The 15,675-nt window shown below is 34.1% G+C and carries 16 protein-coding genes; 11 read left to right on the top strand and 5 right to left on the bottom strand.

All coding sequences use genetic code 11. The annotated features are described in order from the left end of the window. Together E7480_06350 and E7480_06345 are read left to right on the top strand one after the other, a co-directional pair. On the top strand, nt 1-755 hold a 755-nt coding region (locus tag E7480_06350; GenBank protein MBE6904211.1), incomplete at its 5' end, for a threonine--tRNA ligase. Nucleotides 756-806: 51 nt separating this feature from the next. After that, the gene (locus E7480_06345; protein ID MBE6904210.1) at nt 807-1,280 is read left to right on the top strand and encodes a DNA-deoxyinosine glycosylase; all 474 of its coding nucleotides are present in this window, start codon (nt 807-809) and stop codon (nt 1,278-1,280) included. Here the strand turns inward: E7480_06345 and E7480_06340 are convergent. Continuing rightward, nucleotides 1,267-1,968, bottom strand: coding sequence for an HAD family phosphatase (locus E7480_06340; protein ID MBE6904209.1), 702 nt, complete (start codon nt 1,966-1,968; stop codon nt 1,267-1,269). The genes E7480_06345 and E7480_06340 overlap by 14 nt on opposite strands. A 100-nt stretch (nt 1,969-2,068) precedes the next feature. On the opposite strand from E7480_06340, the gene E7480_06335 reads away from it, so the two are divergent. The 4 genes from E7480_06335 (at nt 2,069) to E7480_06320 (ending at nt 6,219) form a co-directional block, all read left to right on the top strand. Then, entirely contained in the window at nt 2,069-3,307 is a 1,239-nt protein-coding gene (locus E7480_06335; GenBank protein ID MBE6904208.1) for a serine hydroxymethyltransferase, read from the top strand. Nucleotides 3,308-3,372: 65 nt separating this feature from the next. After that, on the top strand, nt 3,373-4,635 hold the full coding sequence (locus tag E7480_06330; GenBank protein ID MBE6904207.1) for a replication-associated recombination protein A: 1,263 nt from the start codon (nt 3,373-3,375) through the stop codon (nt 4,633-4,635). Between the two features lie 3 nt (nt 4,636-4,638). Then, nucleotides 4,639-5,286 (top strand): endonuclease III, encoded by a 648-nt coding sequence (nth, locus tag E7480_06325; GenBank protein ID MBE6904206.1) that lies wholly within the window; start codon nt 4,639-4,641, stop codon nt 5,284-5,286. 3 nt (nt 5,287-5,289) lie between these two features. After that, nucleotides 5,290-6,219 carry a diacylglycerol kinase family lipid kinase gene (locus E7480_06320; GenBank protein ID MBE6904205.1) on the top strand — a complete coding sequence of 310 codons (930 nt, stop codon included), beginning with the start codon at nt 5,290-5,292 and terminating at the stop codon, nt 6,217-6,219. Here E7480_06320 and E7480_06315 read toward each other — a convergent pair. Beyond that, nucleotides 6,164-6,727: a DUF4364 family protein gene (locus E7480_06315; protein MBE6904204.1), complete on the bottom strand. Its 564-nt coding sequence runs from the start codon at nt 6,725-6,727 to the stop codon at nt 6,164-6,166. The two genes, E7480_06320 and E7480_06315, sit on opposite strands and share 56 nt — an antisense overlap. Before the next feature lie 126 nt (nt 6,728-6,853). Here E7480_06315 and E7480_06310 point away from each other — a divergent pair, with 126 nt between their 5' ends. The 4 genes from E7480_06310 (at nt 6,854) to E7480_06295 (ending at nt 9,658) form a co-directional block, all read left to right on the top strand. Next, on the top strand, nt 6,854-7,501 hold the full coding sequence (locus E7480_06310; protein ID MBE6904203.1) for an epoxyqueuosine reductase: 648 nt from the start codon (nt 6,854-6,856) through the stop codon (nt 7,499-7,501). A gap of 12 nt (nt 7,502-7,513) precedes the next feature. Then, the gene (locus tag E7480_06305) at nt 7,514-8,263 is read left to right on the top strand and encodes a nucleoside phosphorylase (GenBank protein ID MBE6904202.1); all 750 of its coding nucleotides are present in this window, start codon (nt 7,514-7,516) and stop codon (nt 8,261-8,263) included. A 76-nt stretch (nt 8,264-8,339) separates the two neighbouring features. Next, on the top strand, nt 8,340-8,936 hold the full coding sequence (lexA, locus tag E7480_06300) for a transcriptional repressor LexA (protein ID MBE6904201.1): 597 nt from the start codon (nt 8,340-8,342) through the stop codon (nt 8,934-8,936). Between the two features lie 2 nt (nt 8,937-8,938). After that, entirely contained in the window at nt 8,939-9,658 is a 720-nt protein-coding gene (locus E7480_06295; GenBank protein ID MBE6904200.1) for a hypothetical protein, read from the top strand. Between the two features lie 60 nt (nt 9,659-9,718). On the opposite strand, the gene E7480_06290 is transcribed toward E7480_06295, so the two are convergent. Continuing rightward, on the bottom strand, nt 9,719-11,491 hold the full coding sequence (locus E7480_06290; GenBank protein ID MBE6904199.1) for an ABC transporter ATP-binding protein: 1,773 nt from the start codon (nt 11,489-11,491) through the stop codon (nt 9,719-9,721). After that, entirely contained in the window at nt 11,484-13,229 is a 1,746-nt protein-coding gene (locus tag E7480_06285) for an ABC transporter ATP-binding protein (GenBank protein MBE6904198.1), read from the bottom strand. The genes E7480_06290 and E7480_06285 overlap by 8 nt, the downstream gene beginning before the upstream one ends. A 186-nt stretch (nt 13,230-13,415) precedes the next feature. Here E7480_06285 and E7480_06280 point away from each other — a divergent pair, with 186 nt between their 5' ends. Continuing rightward, nucleotides 13,416-14,048: a cobalamin-binding protein gene (locus E7480_06280; protein ID MBE6904197.1), complete on the top strand. Its 633-nt coding sequence runs from the start codon at nt 13,416-13,418 to the stop codon at nt 14,046-14,048. Nucleotides 14,049-14,111: 63 nt separating this feature from the next. Here E7480_06280 and E7480_06275 read toward each other — a convergent pair whose 3' ends face one another. After that, the gene (locus tag E7480_06275) at nt 14,112-15,275 is read right to left on the bottom strand and encodes a hypothetical protein (GenBank protein ID MBE6904196.1); all 1,164 of its coding nucleotides are present in this window, start codon (nt 15,273-15,275) and stop codon (nt 14,112-14,114) included. Nucleotides 15,276-15,675 lie beyond the last annotated feature (400 nt).

Here is a 15,675-nt window from a genome sequence, read left to right as displayed (position 1 = left end):
AGTTGGAAGCTGAGTTTAAGGGTTGTCTTGAATTAGCTATATATATGCTCAAAACTTTAGGTCTTTATGAAGATGTTTCATACCGTTTTTCTCAGTGGGACCCTGACAACAGAGATAAATATATCGGAACAGATGAACAGTGGGCAGAAGCACAGGGAATGATGGGTAAAATTCTTGACCATTTGGAAATTCCTTATTCTATAGGAATAGGAGAAGCTGCTTTCTACGGACCTAAGCTTGATATTCAGATTAAGAATGTTCATGGTAAAGAAGATACCTTGATAACTATTCAGATTGACCAGATGCTTGCTGAAAAATTCGGAATGGAGTATACCGATAAAGATGGTAGCAAGAAGACTCCCTGCATAATTCACCGTACTTCAATAGGCTGTTATGAAAGAACTTTAGCTTTGCTTATTGAAAAATATGCCGGCGCTATGCCTACATGGCTTGCACCTACACAGGTTAAGCTTCTCCCTATCGGCGACAGACAGGCTGATTACGCTTATGAAATTGCTTCTAAGCTTAAAAGTATGCGTATTCGCTGTGAGGTAGATACAAGAAACGAAAAGATTGGATATAAGATAAGAGAAGCACAGCTTGATAAAACACCGTATATGCTTATAATAGGTGATAAAGAATTGGAAAGCAACACAGTTTCAGTGCGTTCACGTAAAGAGGGCGATAAAGGAAGCATGACAGCTGATGAGCTTATTACAATTCTTATGGACGAAATAGATAATAAGAGAATTTAAGTTTAAAGGCACACTGAGTTAAGTGTGCCTTACTTTTTGAGGAAATAAAATATGAAATGTGTTCACCCTTTTGAAGCTTTGTATGATGATAAATCAAAAATACTTATTTTAGGAAGCTTTCCTTCTGTAAAATCACGTGAGCAAATGTTTTTTTACGGACATCCTCAAAACCGATTTTGGAAGGTTATTTCAGCTGTTTATGAACAAAAAACACCTATTACCATTGAAGAAAAGAAAAACTTTCTTAAAAGAAACGGTATAGCTTTATGGGATGTAATAGCTTCTTGCGATATAGATGGTTCCTCGGACAGCAGTATAAAAAACGCAGTACCCAATAATCTTGAAAAGATATTGAATACTGCGAATATAAGAAAAATTTTTGTAAACGGAAAAACCGCCTATAATTTATATAATAAATTCAATAAAACACAAGCAGTTTATTTGCCTTCAACAAGCCCAGCAAATGCCGCATGGTCTTTTGAAAAGCTTGTTGAATATTGGAAAAAAGAGATTATTGATTGTTGATTTTTAAAAGTAAATCTATTATTTCCGGAGTCTTTGAAACTATATAATCAGGGTTATGTTTTTCAAGAGCTTCTTTTGAAAAGCTACTTGTAACACCGATAGTTAAAATTCCGGCAGTGTTTCCTGCTTGAATTCCTGAAGGAGCATCTTCTACAACAACACAATTTTCAGGTAATGAATTAACAGATTTATAAGCTTTAATATAAATTTCCGGGTCGGGTTTTTTATTGATTATATCTGAACCTGTAACAATTGAATCAAAAATACCGTCAACAGCATCAATTGCATTTAAGTTAGCTCTTACTTTTACACTATCAGCAGAAGAGGCAACTGCCATTTTAAAACCAAGCTCTTTTAATTTTTTAAGCATATTTATTGTAGTTTTATCGTGACCTAAAACATCTTTTACTATAGCGCAATATTTATTATAAGCCTTATCTTTCATTTCAAGGGTATATTCTACACCGTGTTTTCTTGAAACACCACCTATAAAGCTATCTTCTCCCATTCCGTAAAATGGTGCAAAATCTTCTTTTACTGCATTAACTCCGTATTCCTTTAATACATCAATACAACATTCTATAATTACACCTTCCGAGTCTATTAAAACTCCGTCCATATCAAATAAAATAGTATCAATTTTCATTTTGTTTGGCTCCATAACATATTTTTGATATAATATTAACATAAATTTTTAATTTTAACAATGTTATTTTAAGATTTTGTTCTTGTATTTTTTTGTATTAAATTGTATAATATGAATAAAACATATTGAAAGAGGTTTTCAAATGAAGTCTAATATTGATTTTTTAAAGAATTTTGATTCTGAGGTTGCCGATGCAATACAGTTAGAGTTTGATCGTCAACAGAGAAATATTGAGCTTATTGCCAGTGAAAACTGTGTTTCGGAAGCTGTTATGGCTGCTATGGGCTCAGTGCTTACAAATAAATATGCAGAGGGTTATCCCGGAAAAAGATATTACGGCGGCTGTGAATGTGTTGATATAGCGGAAAATATTGCACGTGACAGAGCAAAAGAACTTTTCGGTGCTGAGCACGCTAACGTTCAGGCTCATAGCGGAGCGCAAGCTAATTTGGCTGTATTCTTTGGCCTTTTAAATCCCGGCGATACTGTTATGGGAATGAATTTGGCTCATGGAGGCCACCTTTCTCACGGTTCGCCTGTTAATATTTCAGGTAAATACTTTAATATCGTTCCTTACGGTGTTGATGATAATACCCATAGAATAGATTATGATGCTCTTTATAAGCTTGCTAAAGAAACAAAGCCTAAGCTTATTCTTGCAGGTGCATCTGCATATCCCAGAGCTATTGACTTTAAGCGTTTTTCAGAAATAGCAAAAGAAGTCGGCGCATATTTTATGGTGGATATGGCGCATATCGCAGGTCTTGTTGCAGCAGGACTTCACGAGAATCCCGTCCCTTATGCTGATGTTGTTACATCAACAACACATAAAACATTAAGGGGTCCCAGAGGTGGATTGATTCTTTGTAAGGAAGAGCTTGCTAAGACTATTGATAAGGCGATTTTCCCTGGAATTCAGGGCGGTCCTTTAATGCACGTTATTGCCGCAAAAGCAGTTTGCTTTGGAGAAGCTCTTAAGCCTGAGTTTAAGGCTTATCAGCAACAGGTTGTTAAAAACGCTTCCGTTCTTGCTAATGAGCTTGTAAATAAAGGCTTTGACCTTGTTTCAGGCGGTACTGATAACCACCTTATGCTTGTTGATTTACGTAAGTTTAATATCACAGGAAAAGAACTTGAGCACAGACTTGATGAGGTTTATATTACAGTTAATAAAAATGCTATTCCCAATGATCCTCAGAGTCCGTTTATTACAAGCGGTGTACGTATCGGTACTCCTGCTGTAACAACAAGAGGCTTTAAGGAAGCTGAAATGGTTAAAATTGCTGAGCTTATTCATCTTACAGCTTCTGATTTCGAAAACAATGCTGAATATATTAAGAGTGAAGTTAATAAGCTCTGTTCAGCTAATCCTCTTTATTAAATTTTAAGAAAGGCATAATTCAGACACAGAGCATTTTGCTTTGTGTCTGTGTTATACATTGAGATATGTACGCTCCGTTAGCTGATAGAATAAGACCGAAAAATCTTGACGAGGTATTTGGTCAAGAACATTTAACAGGTGAAGGAAGACCGCTTTTTAAAATTGCAAAAAGCGGTCTTGTTCCTAATATGATTTTTTACGGTCCGTCAGGAATAGGAAAAACTACAGTTGCTAATATAATAGCATCAAAAGCAGGCCGTACCTTAAGGCATCTCAACGCTACAACTGCTTCAGTTGGCGATATAAAAGCAATTATTGATGAATTGGATACTTTTATGGCACCCGAAGGAATAGTTCTGTATCTTGATGAAATTCAGTATTTCAATAAAAAGCAACAGCAAACCTTGCTTGAATATATAGAAAACGGTAAAATAACCTTAATTGCTTCTACAACTGAAAACCCTTATTTTTATGTATATAATGCTATTTTAAGCCGTAGCACTGTTTTTGAGTTTATGCCTGTTAAAAAAGACGCTGTGAAAAAAGTGTTACAGCGTTGCTTTAAATTGATATCCGAGGAAAAAGGAATCAATATACCAATTGACGAAGAAGCTCTTAGCTATCTTGCAGTAAGCTGCGGGGGAGATGTCAGAAAGGCTATAAACGCAGCAGAGCTTCTGACACTTACACAAGAGGATGGAGAAAAAATTACTCTTGAGCAGGCTAAAGAGGTTGCACAGCGTAGCTCTATGCGATATGACCGTGACGGAGATGTGCATTATGACATTCTTTCAGCTTTTCAAAAGTCTATAAGAGGCTCTGATGAAAATGCAGCTTTACACTATTTGGCAAGGCTTATTGCGGCAAATGATTTGCCGTCTATATGTCGTAGGCTACTTGTTATCGCTTGCGAGGATATTGGACTTGCTTTTCCTCAAGCTATTACTATTGTTAAAGCCTGTGTTGACAGTGCTTTGCAGTTAGGCTTTCCCGAAGCAAGAATTCCTTTGGCACAGGCGGTTTTAGTTCTTGCAACAGCACCTAAGTCAAATGCTTGTATTACAGCAATTGATGCAGCTTTGGCAGATGTTCAAAGCGGAAATTATTCCGATGTTCCTAAGCATTTGAAGGATGCTCATTATGAAGGAGCATCGAAGCTTGATAACGGAAAAGGATATATTTATCCTCATATTATGCCAAACCATTATGTAGAGCAACAATATTTGCCTGATGATTTAAAAGATAAAGTTTATTTTGAATATGGAAATTCCAAATTTGAGCAACAGACAAAGCAGTATTGGGAAAAGATTAAAGGCAAAGGGGAATAAAAGGTGACAAAAAAACAAAGAGCAAAGGCTGTATGTGATTTGCTTATTGAGGAATATAAAGATGCAAAATGCAGTCTTGATTATAAAACTCCTCTTGAACTTTTAATTGCTGTAAGACTTTCTGCACAGTGTACAGATAAAAGAGTAAATATTGTTACAAAAGAGCTTTTTTCACGATATAAAACTGTTGAAGAATATTCCAATGCAGATATAACAGAGCTTGAAAATATAATAAAACCTTGCGGCTTTTTCAGAGATAAGGCAAAAAGCATAAAGGAGTTTTCTGCTCAAATTATTTCTGAATTCGACGGAGAAATTCCAAATACAATGGAAGGTCTTTTATCCTTATCGGGAATAGGAAGAAAAACCGCCAATCTTATTTTAGGAGAGCTTTTTAACGAACCTTCTGTTGTCGTTGCTGATACTCATTGTATAAGAATTTCAAATAAAATAGGACTTGCTGACAGTAAAGAGCCTAAAAAAGTCGAATATCAGCTAAGAGAGCTGTTACCTCCGGAAAAATCTCTTTCTTTTTGTCATTGTCTTGTGTGGCACGGCAGAGAAATTTGTATTGCCCGCAGGCCAAAATGTGCCGAATGTGTCATAAAAGAATATTGTAAAAGCTATGAAAAAGCGAATAATATTAGTTAGGATTTGATTATTTTGAAATATATTTTTATTATTAACCCTAAAGCAGGAAAAAAAGATAGACATATCGAGTATGAAAATTCAATAAAGAGCTATTTTGAAAACCGTGATGATACATACGAGATTTACCTCACGGAATATCCTAACCACGCAACTGAAATAGCTGATAAGGTATGTATAGAAAATGAATATTGTAAAATATTTGTTTTTGGCGGTGACGGCACCTTTAACGAGGTCATTTCCGGTGCATATGGACACGATAACTTTTCTATAGGTGTTTTCCCCAGCGGAACAGGAAATGATTTTGTAAAAACTTTGAATAGTTTTGATGTTTCAGAAATTTCAGAGTTAATAGAAGGCGAAGAGCTTTGTTGCGATGTTATGAAAGCCAATGACCAGATAGGCATAAATATATGCTCATCCGGTTTTGATGCAGAAGTGGCAAAGAATGTTACTAAATTTAAAAAATTTGTTTCGGGAAATTTAGCGTATACGCTTTCCACTTTTTATTGTTTTATTACAAAAACTAAATATAATTTTAAAATTACTATTGACGATAAATGCTTTGAAGGAAAATACATATTTGCAATTGCTGCAAACGGACGTTATTACGGCGGCGGATTTTTTCCTGCACCTAATGCACAGTTAAATGACGGACTTCTTGATTTTATACTTATAAAGGGTGTTTCAAGACTTAAAATTTTAAATCTTATTGACCTTTACCGTAAAGGCAAGCATATAGGGCTTGATATTGTCCAAGAGTTAAAGGGCAAGAAAATGACTGTAGAATGTAAAAAACCGCTTTCCCTCAACATAGATGGAGAGGTGAAAACGGTTGATAAAATTGATATAGAAGTATTACCGTCAAAAATAAAGCTGATTAAACCTTGTCATCAGGCTCACGATTTACGTCCTTTGTCAGTGCCTCAAGTATAGCGGTATATACTTTTTCGGGATTTTTTTTATAATGCTTTATAATTGCTCTTCCTTGAATTTCAGAAGGAACAAAAACCTCTGTAGACATAAGACATAGATTATTGTCCATAAGCTGTATTTGAACATTGAAACCGTCTTTAACAGGAGTAAGAGTTCCTATAACAGCATTTTCACGGTTGAAATCCGAAACAAAAATAAGAGTAGAGCAAGCTATTCTTTCTCTTACTGTGAGGGGAAGAGTTCTCTTTAATTCTTCATATGTTTCTTTGCCCAAATCCGTTATGTATAAAAGCTTGTTTTCATCGTTGCTTTCAGAATATTCAACTATCAAATCTGAATTTATAAGCTCATATAGATTATCCATAATAGCAAAATATTCTGCAAGCCCTTCATAACAAAGAATGTCTGACAAAACAGCGGCTGTTATCGGTCTTTTGGCAGATACAAGAGTGGATAAAATTAAAAGACGAATTTTTTCATTGTCGTAAATAACTCCGGGAGTAAGCATTGTAAAGAGCAGAAAACCTGCCCATTCCCACCTTTCATTTAAGTTATTTTACTATTATATAGTATTTTATTATTTTATTCAATAGCAAAAACAGAGATTTTTTAAAAATGATATAAGAGAGAAAAAATGGAAAAATTAAACTGTGAAATAATTAAAGAAAAAATTAAAAGTTTTGGGGCTTCCGATATAGGCTTTGCTTATTGTGAAGACGGTCCTGAAAACTTAAAATATGCAATAAGCATAGTAGTAGCACTTTCAAAAGCCATTGTTTGTGAAATCGAAGATGCTCCTACTCATACTTATTTCAATCATTACAGAACGGTTAATGCTCATATAGATAATATCTTATTAAAAACAGGTATGTTTTTACAGGAAAACGGTTATAATTATATAACCGTTGCGGCATCTCAAAGCATAAACGGGTATCAGGGTAGATATTCTCATAAAAAGGCTGCTTGTCTTTCCGGTATGGGAAGTATCGGAAAAAATGATTTGTTTATTCACGAGAAATTAGGATGTGCTGTAAGATTAGGTACTATTTTTACCGATTTTCCTTTATCTGTTGAAAACATTATAAAAAAATCTTTATGCGCTGATTGTGATAAATGTGTAAAAGCTTGTCCCGCTATGGCAATAAAAGGAGTAAGCTTTGAAAGTAAAGAAAAAATGATTGACGAAAGAGCCTGCAGTGAGTATATGAAAAGAAATTTTCAAAACATAGGTAGGGGAGCAGTCTGCGGAATTTGTATGTCTGTTTGCCCTCACTGTAAATAAGGAGTGATTGAAATGGAAAGCAACAAAGCCTTTCATTTAGGATGCGAACAAGGTGATTTGGGCGAAACTGTTATTCTTACAGGCGATCCTAAACGCTGTTCTCAAATAGCAAAATATTTTGATAACTCAAAGCTTATTGCAGATGTAAGAGAATATGTAAGCTATACAGGATATTTGAATAATAAAAAAATAAGCGTTGTTTCTACCGGAATAGGAGGACCTTCTGCCGCTATTGCAGTTGAAGAATGTTATGCATTGGGGGCACGAAATTTTATAAGGGTCGGAACCTGCGGTGGTATTTCTAAAGACGTTAAGCCGGGAGATTTAGTAATTGCTACGGGCGCTGTACGACAGGACGGTACAACCAAAGAATATGCACCCATTGAATTTCCTGCCGTAGCAGATTTTGAGCTTACACACTGTCTGAAAAAAGCCGCCGAAAAAAATAACTATCCCTATCATTTGGGAATAGTTCAAAGCAAAGATTCTTTTTACGGTCAGCATTCTCCACAAACAAAACCTGTCAGCTATGAGCTTATCAATAAATGGGAAGCATATAAAAAGCTTAATGTTCTTTGCTCAGAAATGGAATGTTCAACTATTTATTGTGTTTCTTCTTATCTCAAAGCAAGAGCTGCTTGCGTTTTATTATGTATTTTAAATCAAGAGCTTGAAATCGAAGAACCTACATCAAAAGAAGCATTAAATACTGAAAAGGCAATAGTAACAGCTATAGAAGCAATAAAAAATTTCAATTTTTAAACATTTGTTTGCATTTTTTAAAATTATATGTTATACTTACTGTATAAGTAAAAAATATTACTGATAGGTGATGTTAATGAGAAAAGCGGAAGAAAAAAAACGCTTGATATTAAACTATGTAACTCAAAAATGTTCTCATGACGGAATTCCTCCTACAATCCGTGAAATTTGCGAAGCTGTAGGTCTAAAATCTCCCAGCTCTGTTCATGCTTACCTTGAGCAGTTAAATGAAGAAGGACTTATAAAAAAAGACGGAAATAAAAAGCGTTGTGCGATGCCTGTTAATCACGAAAGCACAGTTAATATTCCTATTTTAGGTAAAGTTACTGCAGGCTTGCCTATTTTAGCTATAGAAAATCTTGACGGTTATGTATCTATGCCTACTTCAAAAGTAAGGTCAGGGGAATATTTTGCACTTAACGTTGTTGGTGACAGTATGAAAAATGCCGGCATACTTAACGGCGATATTATCGTAGTTCGCCGTACCCCTGTAGCTGATAACGGAGATATTATAGTTGCTCTTATTGATGACGAAGCTACTGTAAAGCGTTTTTATAAAGAGGGCGGACGTTTTGTATTACGTCCTGAAAATTCTGCGTATAAACCTATTATTCTTGACGAACTTAAGGTTTTAGGAAAAGTTACTTCAGTAATAAGGCATTATGAGGTTTGATAATGATTTACAGCAAAATTTATGAGCCGAGGATTAGTGATTATACAAAAAACGGAAAGCTCGCTCTACATAGTATAATAAACATCTTAGAGGATATAACAGCTCACCATTCTGTCAGTGTGAACGATAACTTTATAGAGAATTCTAAGAACGGTCTTTCTTGGATATCTGTTGAATGGAATGTTATAATACATAAATATCCTAAAACTTCAGAAGCACTATATATTGATACATGGGCAACAGGAACAAAGGCTTCTTATGTTACATACCGTGAATTTCTTGTTAAAGATAAGCAAGGAAATGTTTATATCAATGCTTGCGAAAAACTCACTATGCTTGATATAAACGCAGGTAAAATTATAAGAATTACGCCTGAAATGATATCTATGTATGAGCCTGAAGAATCGGTAAAATATAATTTTGATTTTTCCAAATTGCAACAGCCTCAAAAATATGATTACAGTAAGCCTATATACGTACGTAGGACAGATATAGATTATAATAATCATGTTCATAATACGAAATATTTAGAGTATGCCATTGAAGCGATTCCTGAGAAAGCTTACGAAGAAGACGGTATAAAAGAGTTTCGTATTATCTATAAAAAACCTGTTATAGTTTTTGATAATATAACATTAAATTATACCGCTGCTGATAATGGGCATATAATAAGTATTTTTAAAGAAGATAATGAGCTTTGCACGTTGATACAGTTTAAATAAGAAACTGACTCGCTTGCTAAAAAATCTCTGCTACTCTTATAATAGGGTAGCAGAGATTTTTTACGAAATTTCTCTTATTTGTGCGGAGTGAAGATTGTAATAAAAGCCTTTTGCTTTAAGTAATTCTTCGTGAGTTCCGCTTTCTTTTATTCCTTTATCGCATATGTAGCATATTTTATCACAGTTTTGAATTGTTGACAGCCTATGGGCGATTATAAAGGATGTTCTGTTTTTTAATAGGCTTTTAATACCTTCCTGTAAAAGAAGCTCTGTTTTAGTGTCTATTGCGCTTGTGGCTTCGTCAAGAATAAGTATTCTGGGATTTGAAAGCAAGGTTCTTGCAAATGAAATAAGTTGCCTTTGTCCCGCAGAAATGGAAGAACCGTTTTCAGATAGTGGAGTATCATATCCTAAAGGCAGTTTTTCAATAAAATCATGGGCGTGTACTGTTTTAGCAGCATCTATAATTTCCTCAATTGTAGCATCGAGCTTGCCGTAACGAATGTTATCGGCAATAGTTCCTTTAAAAATAAAAGGGTCTTGAAGCATTATTCCCATATTTTTTCTTAAAGATTTTATTGTAACATCGCCGATGTTATGACCGTCAATAGTAAGAGCGCCGCTGTCAATATCATAAAATCTGCTGATAAGATTTACAATTGTTGTTTTTCCTGCGCCTGTTGGTCCTACAAGAGCTATGCTTTGTCCGGCCTTTACACTAAAATTAAGATGTTCAAAAATTGTAAAACCTTCTTCGTATGAAAAAGTAACATCTTTAAATTCAACATTTCCTTCTATTTCACCGATATCATATGCATCTTCTTTGTCGTCTATGCTTATCGGTTCGTCTAAGGTTTCAAATATTCTTTCAAGATAAGAGCCTGTATTTATAAGCTCATTGTAAATGCTTCCGATAGCTTGTATCGGCTGCCAAAAGCGGCTTGCATAAGCTGTCATAGCAAAAAGAACACCAATAGTAATTCCTTCAAAAACAAAGGAAAAAGATAAATAGATAAGACAAGTAACAGAAAAGGTTATAACTTCAATTACAGGACCTAATTTAAATGAAATTTTGCAGGCATACATCCAGGCTTTTTTTGCTTCTAAAATAAGTTTTCTGAAAATAGATTCGTTTATTTTTTGTCTTGAAAAAGTTTGAGAAACTTTTATTCCGTTGATGTTTTCTCCTAAATAAGCATTTACATTTGAGTTTTTATTGTTTACAGTAAGCCAAGAACGCCTTTGTTTGTTTTTAATTAAGCATAAAAACAAAACAAGAAAGGGAACACCTGAAATAGTTACAAGAGCTAAAGGTACGCTTGTGAAAAACATAAATATTGTTATAAAAACAAGAGTTATTATTTGTAAAAGAAAATTGACAAGTCCGTTTGAAAGAAAGTTTGCAACGTTGTTTACGTAATTTACAACTCTTACAAGTATTTTACCGTGAGGACGGCTATCAAAATAGGAAAAAGGAAGTTTTTGCAGATGATTAAATAAATCCTCACGCATTTTATGAACTATACGCTGTCCGCCTATGGCAAGGCATCTGCTTTGTATGTAGGATAAAAGATGAGTTACAATAAGAACGACGATATAAAGAATACCGATTTTTATAAGTAAAGGAACATCACCGTTTGGTATACATTTATCAAGAACAACTTGAGTAAAATAGGGAATAGAAAGATTTAAAACAATAATTATTATGTTTACAATTAAAGCGGTTAAAAGAAGCTTAGACTGAGTTTTAACGTAAGCGAAGCTTCTTTTTAGATGGTCGAAATTAAAAGGGGTCTCAAGACGTTCATCAACGTTATATGTATTCTTAGCCATTACATACCACCTCCTCAGCTATTCTGTCGGGATGCTGAATATCAAGGACAGTTTTGTAATATCCGTCAATATTTTTTAAATAATTATGATTTCCGATTTGAGAGATTTCTCCTTTTTCAAGTATCATAATTTTATCTGCTTTAAAAACACTTGTGATTCTTTGTGCGATAATTATTTTGGTACAGTTTATTTTAGAAAGCTCATCTTGAATTTTCTTTTCGGTTTCCATATCTACTGCACTTGTAGTATCGTCAAGAACAAGAACCGAAGCGTTGGCAGCAAGAGCTCTTGCAAGAGAAATTCTCTGTTTTTGACCTCCGGAAAGACCAACACCCATTTCTCCGATTATTGTTTCATAGCCTTCGGGAGTTTTTCGAATAAAGCTGTCTGCACAGGAAGATGAAGCATACTTTTGTATTTCTTCAATACTCATTTCGGGGTCAGAAAAAGCAATATTTCCTTCTATTGTATTTGAAAACAGAAAAACATCCTGAGCTGAAACTCCAAAGCATCTTCTTAAAGAATCAAGCTTATAATCCCGAATATCAATTCCGTCTATTTTAATTGAGCCTTCACTTACATCATATATTCTTAAAAGTAACGAAAGAATAGTTGACTTACCAGAGCCGGTAGGCCCCATAATAGCAAGAGTTTCTCCGCTTTTTATTTCTAAATTGATATTTTTAATAATTTTTGTTTTTCCGATAGAAAACGAGACATTTTCAAAAACAATACTATCTTTTATAGAGTCTATATCCTTAGCATCTTCTTTATCGTAAATATTAGGAGTAGCAAAGTAAATAGGCATTATTTTATCCAAAGAAGCGGAAACACGTTGAAAATCGTTTATAATGGGAGCAGCAAGTCTCAATGGTCCTGAAATAGCCCACAATAGCCCTGTGAAAACTGATAATTCACCGATTGTAATTTGTTTTGTTATACAAAAATAACCGCCCACAACTAATGCGATTGCAGAAAGAGATAACGAGAAAAAATCAATAAGCAAGCTGAATTTAAGCCATTTTCTGTTTATTTCAATATTTATATCTCGAACCTTGTCGTTTCCGACTTTCATTTTATCACTTTCGTACTCTTCACGTACAAAAGCTTTTACAGTACGGTTACCGTCAATATTTTCCTTTGTAATAGAATTAAGCTGAGAATATGCTTCACGGTTTCTGACGTGCATAGAACGCAAATTTTTAAACATTTTGTAGCTGAAAAAGGCAATGAAAGGGGCACATACCATAAGCAACAAAGTTAAAGGAACATTTATAGTCAGCAGAAAAATAAAAGAAGCAACAAATTGAAATACTGCCTCAAAAGAAACATGTACTACGTAAGCAAAGAAATGCCTTACCATATCAAGATCGCCTGTAAGACGAGCCATTAAATCGCCCGAGGTATTAGCGCTGTAAAAAGAAATGTCAAGATGCTGAAGATTGGAAAAAAGTCTATCTTTTAAAGTTACTGCACAGTGCTGTACGGCACTCTCTAATGACATAGACATAAAATATCTCATTATGTTTTTTATAAGAATAATAGAGAAGGCAATGATAATAAGCTGAATAATTAAAGCTTTGTTATTAGCTAAAATGCCATAGTCTATCAAAGCGCCTATAATAGCAGGAGGGAACAAAGCGATAATAATTGAAACAGATGATAAAACAAGTCCTAATATGTATAAATATCGCTTGGGCTTCATTAAATTAAATAGTGTTTTTATTTTAAAAAACATACACTATCACTCACTTTTATATGATGTTATGTTTAGTATAATTAATTTATAAAAAAAATCAATAGTAATTTCAAAAAAAAGAAGAAAATTTTTCAAATCATAACATTTTACAAAAAATCGTTATATTTTACTTGAAAAAAATATAAAATAACGTATGATAATATTAGAATTAAGGAGGGTAAAAATATGAGTATTTTAAAAGAAATTTCTGAAAATCTACAAAAAGGAAAAGCTAAGGTCGTTGAAGAATTAGTAAACAAGGCAATTGAAGAAGGAATAAGCGCTAAGCAGGTTCTTGACGAAGGCTTATTGGACGGAATGAATATCATCGGCGTTAAATTTAAGAATAACGAAGTTTATGTTCCTGAAGTTCTTATCGCTGCAAGAGCTATGAATAAAGGCGTAGCTATATTAAAGCCGTTGCTTGTAGCTGACGGAGTAGAATCCAAGGGTAAGGTTTGCATAGGTACTGTTAAGGGCGACCTTCACGATATCGGTAAGAATCTTGTAAAAATGATGTTGGAAGGACAGGGCCTTGAGGTTGTTGATTTAGGTACAGACGTTGCTCCTGAGGCTTTCCTTGCAGCTGTTAAAGAACAGGGCTGTAAAGTTGTTTGCTGTTCAGCTCTTCTTACAACAACAATGGGCGTTATGAAAGATGTTGTTGAAATTTTCAAAGCTGAAGGCATCAGAGACCAAGTTAAAATTATGGTTGGCGGCGCTCCTGTAACAGATAGCTTCTGTGAGCAAATCGGAGCAGATGCTTATACTTCCGATGCAGCAAGCGCTGCAGAAAAAGCAGTAAGCTTTTTTGCATAAGTTTTATACATAAAAAAATGAAGCACCGAAAAGTGCTTCATTTTTTTATGTTGTGTAAAATTTTTATGAATACAGTAAATGATTTTTTAGCGAAAGAAGGTCGCGAATATCTATAATACCGTCATCATTACAGTCGCCATCAGGAGATATGTCGTAGCTTGTTAAAAGCTTTCTTTTTATAGAAATTAAATCTATAACATTAACATTTCCGTCTCCCGAAGCATCGAAATCAACTCGGATTAGTGAATAGTTAATATTGTTTGCTATAGCATAAGCTTTAGCAAATGAAGCATAGTGACATTGAATAGTAAAATCATTACAATTTGAAAACGCATCTTTATCTATTGCCGTTACACTAAACGGAATAGTGATATTTTCTAAAGAGCTACAACCGTAAAATGTGTTTTTTCCTATAGATGTAATTCCGTGAGATAAAACAATGTTTTTTATATCTGCTCTTTTAGCATACCACGGCGCATTGTTTTGACTGTAATCTTCAATTTGTTCACTGCCGGATATTTGCAAATCTCCGTTAGTAGTAAAATTCCAAGAAATATATTTTCCGCATATTCCTTTTCCAATACCGCAATCGCAAAAACCATTGATATAGCTATGTTCTGTTAACGGTGTATAATCACTTACATAAGTATATTTACAGCTTGTACATAGATGAGTAGTATAACCTTGATTTACGCAAGTGGGAGCTGTTACTGTATGGCTGTAAGAATGTCCTAAAGCATTTATGTAATTATCCCTATAATTGTAACTGCATCTGATACATTGATGAGAGGTATAGCCTTGGTTTACACAACTTGGTGCTGTTACTGTATGATTGTAGGAATGTCCTAACGCTTGTGTGTAATCAGCTTTAAATGTATTTTCACAAATTTTGCAGTATAGATTAGAATATCCGTTATTAGTACAAGTAGGCAATACAGTATTGTTTAAATACGAGTATTCGTGCAAACATTCAACTGTTCCGCTTTCAATATCTGATAACAGTTTTTTGTAACAATGGTTTCGTATATAATTATCGAAGTCAAAATGCTTGTCATTGTCCAATGTTTCTTTGATATTTTCTAAATTATCAATTTCCTGCTGATATTTACTTATATTGATACAGCTATCCAAATAATGCTTTGCAGAAAGTCTTTTTGCGTTGAAAATAAATTTATAGTTTTCTAACAGCTCATCATTCGGCTCGGTACCGTTCATCTTATGCTGCATCAATTTTAAAATTATGTCGCTTAAGCTAATATTAATAGTTGTGTAAAAATCGTATGCTATAATAGCACCGTATACTTCATCTATTTTAGCACCTTGATATAAATAATCATATATAAAGCTTGAAGCCAAAGTAACAAGCTTATGTGTCAATCCTACGGAAGATGATAGAAGAGCATCTTCAAGTCCTTCTATTATATAGTCAACAGCCTTATCGTTTAAATATTTGTCAACCATATATAGTCCGGGATTTACAGTCATATCATTTAATAAATTCGTAAGCCCTTCGTAAAGAGGCGTATCTTTTTCAATCAATGAAATTAATTTTGTTAAACTCTTTTTTTCAAGGCTATAGAGTTGACAGGTATATAGTACAGTATCAACAACATCTACAACATCATCT

Source organism: Oscillospiraceae bacterium (assembly GCA_015067255.1).
In the GTDB taxonomy this organism is placed as follows: Bacteria; Bacillota; Clostridia; order Oscillospirales; family SIG519; genus SIG519.
The sequence above is the reverse complement of the archived record's forward strand: the minus strand, read 5'-3'. Positions and strand labels throughout refer to the sequence as shown.

Excerpts from the sequence above, each read along its gene's own strand:
- E7480_06345 (MBE6904210.1), top strand. The coding sequence starts at position 807 with ATGAAATGTGTTCACCCTTTTGAAGCTTTGTATGATGATAAATCAAAA.
- E7480_06340 (MBE6904209.1), bottom strand. The coding sequence starts at position 1,968 with ATGTTAATATTATATCAAAAATATGTTATGGAGCCAAACAAAATGAAA.
- E7480_06335 (MBE6904208.1), top strand. The coding sequence starts at position 2,069 with ATGAAGTCTAATATTGATTTTTTAAAGAATTTTGATTCTGAGGTTGCC.
- E7480_06330 (MBE6904207.1), top strand. The coding sequence starts at position 3,373 with ATGTACGCTCCGTTAGCTGATAGAATAAGACCGAAAAATCTTGACGAG.
- E7480_06315 (MBE6904204.1), bottom strand. The coding sequence starts at position 6,727 with ATGCTTACTCCCGGAGTTATTTACGACAATGAAAAAATTCGTCTTTTA.
- E7480_06310 (MBE6904203.1), top strand. The coding sequence starts at position 6,854 with ATGGAAAAATTAAACTGTGAAATAATTAAAGAAAAAATTAAAAGTTTT.
- E7480_06305 (MBE6904202.1), top strand. The coding sequence starts at position 7,514 with ATGGAAAGCAACAAAGCCTTTCATTTAGGATGCGAACAAGGTGATTTG.
- lexA (MBE6904201.1), top strand. The coding sequence starts at position 8,340 with ATGAGAAAAGCGGAAGAAAAAAAACGCTTGATATTAAACTATGTAACT.
- E7480_06295 (MBE6904200.1), top strand. The coding sequence starts at position 8,939 with ATGATTTACAGCAAAATTTATGAGCCGAGGATTAGTGATTATACAAAA.
- E7480_06290 (MBE6904199.1), bottom strand. The coding sequence starts at position 11,491 with ATGGCTAAGAATACATATAACGTTGATGAACGTCTTGAGACCCCTTTT.
- E7480_06285 (MBE6904198.1), bottom strand. The coding sequence starts at position 13,229 with ATGTTTTTTAAAATAAAAACACTATTTAATTTAATGAAGCCCAAGCGA.
- E7480_06280 (MBE6904197.1), top strand. The coding sequence starts at position 13,416 with ATGAGTATTTTAAAAGAAATTTCTGAAAATCTACAAAAAGGAAAAGCT.
- E7480_06275 (MBE6904196.1), bottom strand. The coding sequence starts at position 15,275 with ATGCAGCATAAGATGAACGGTACCGAGCCGAATGATGAGCTGTTAGAA.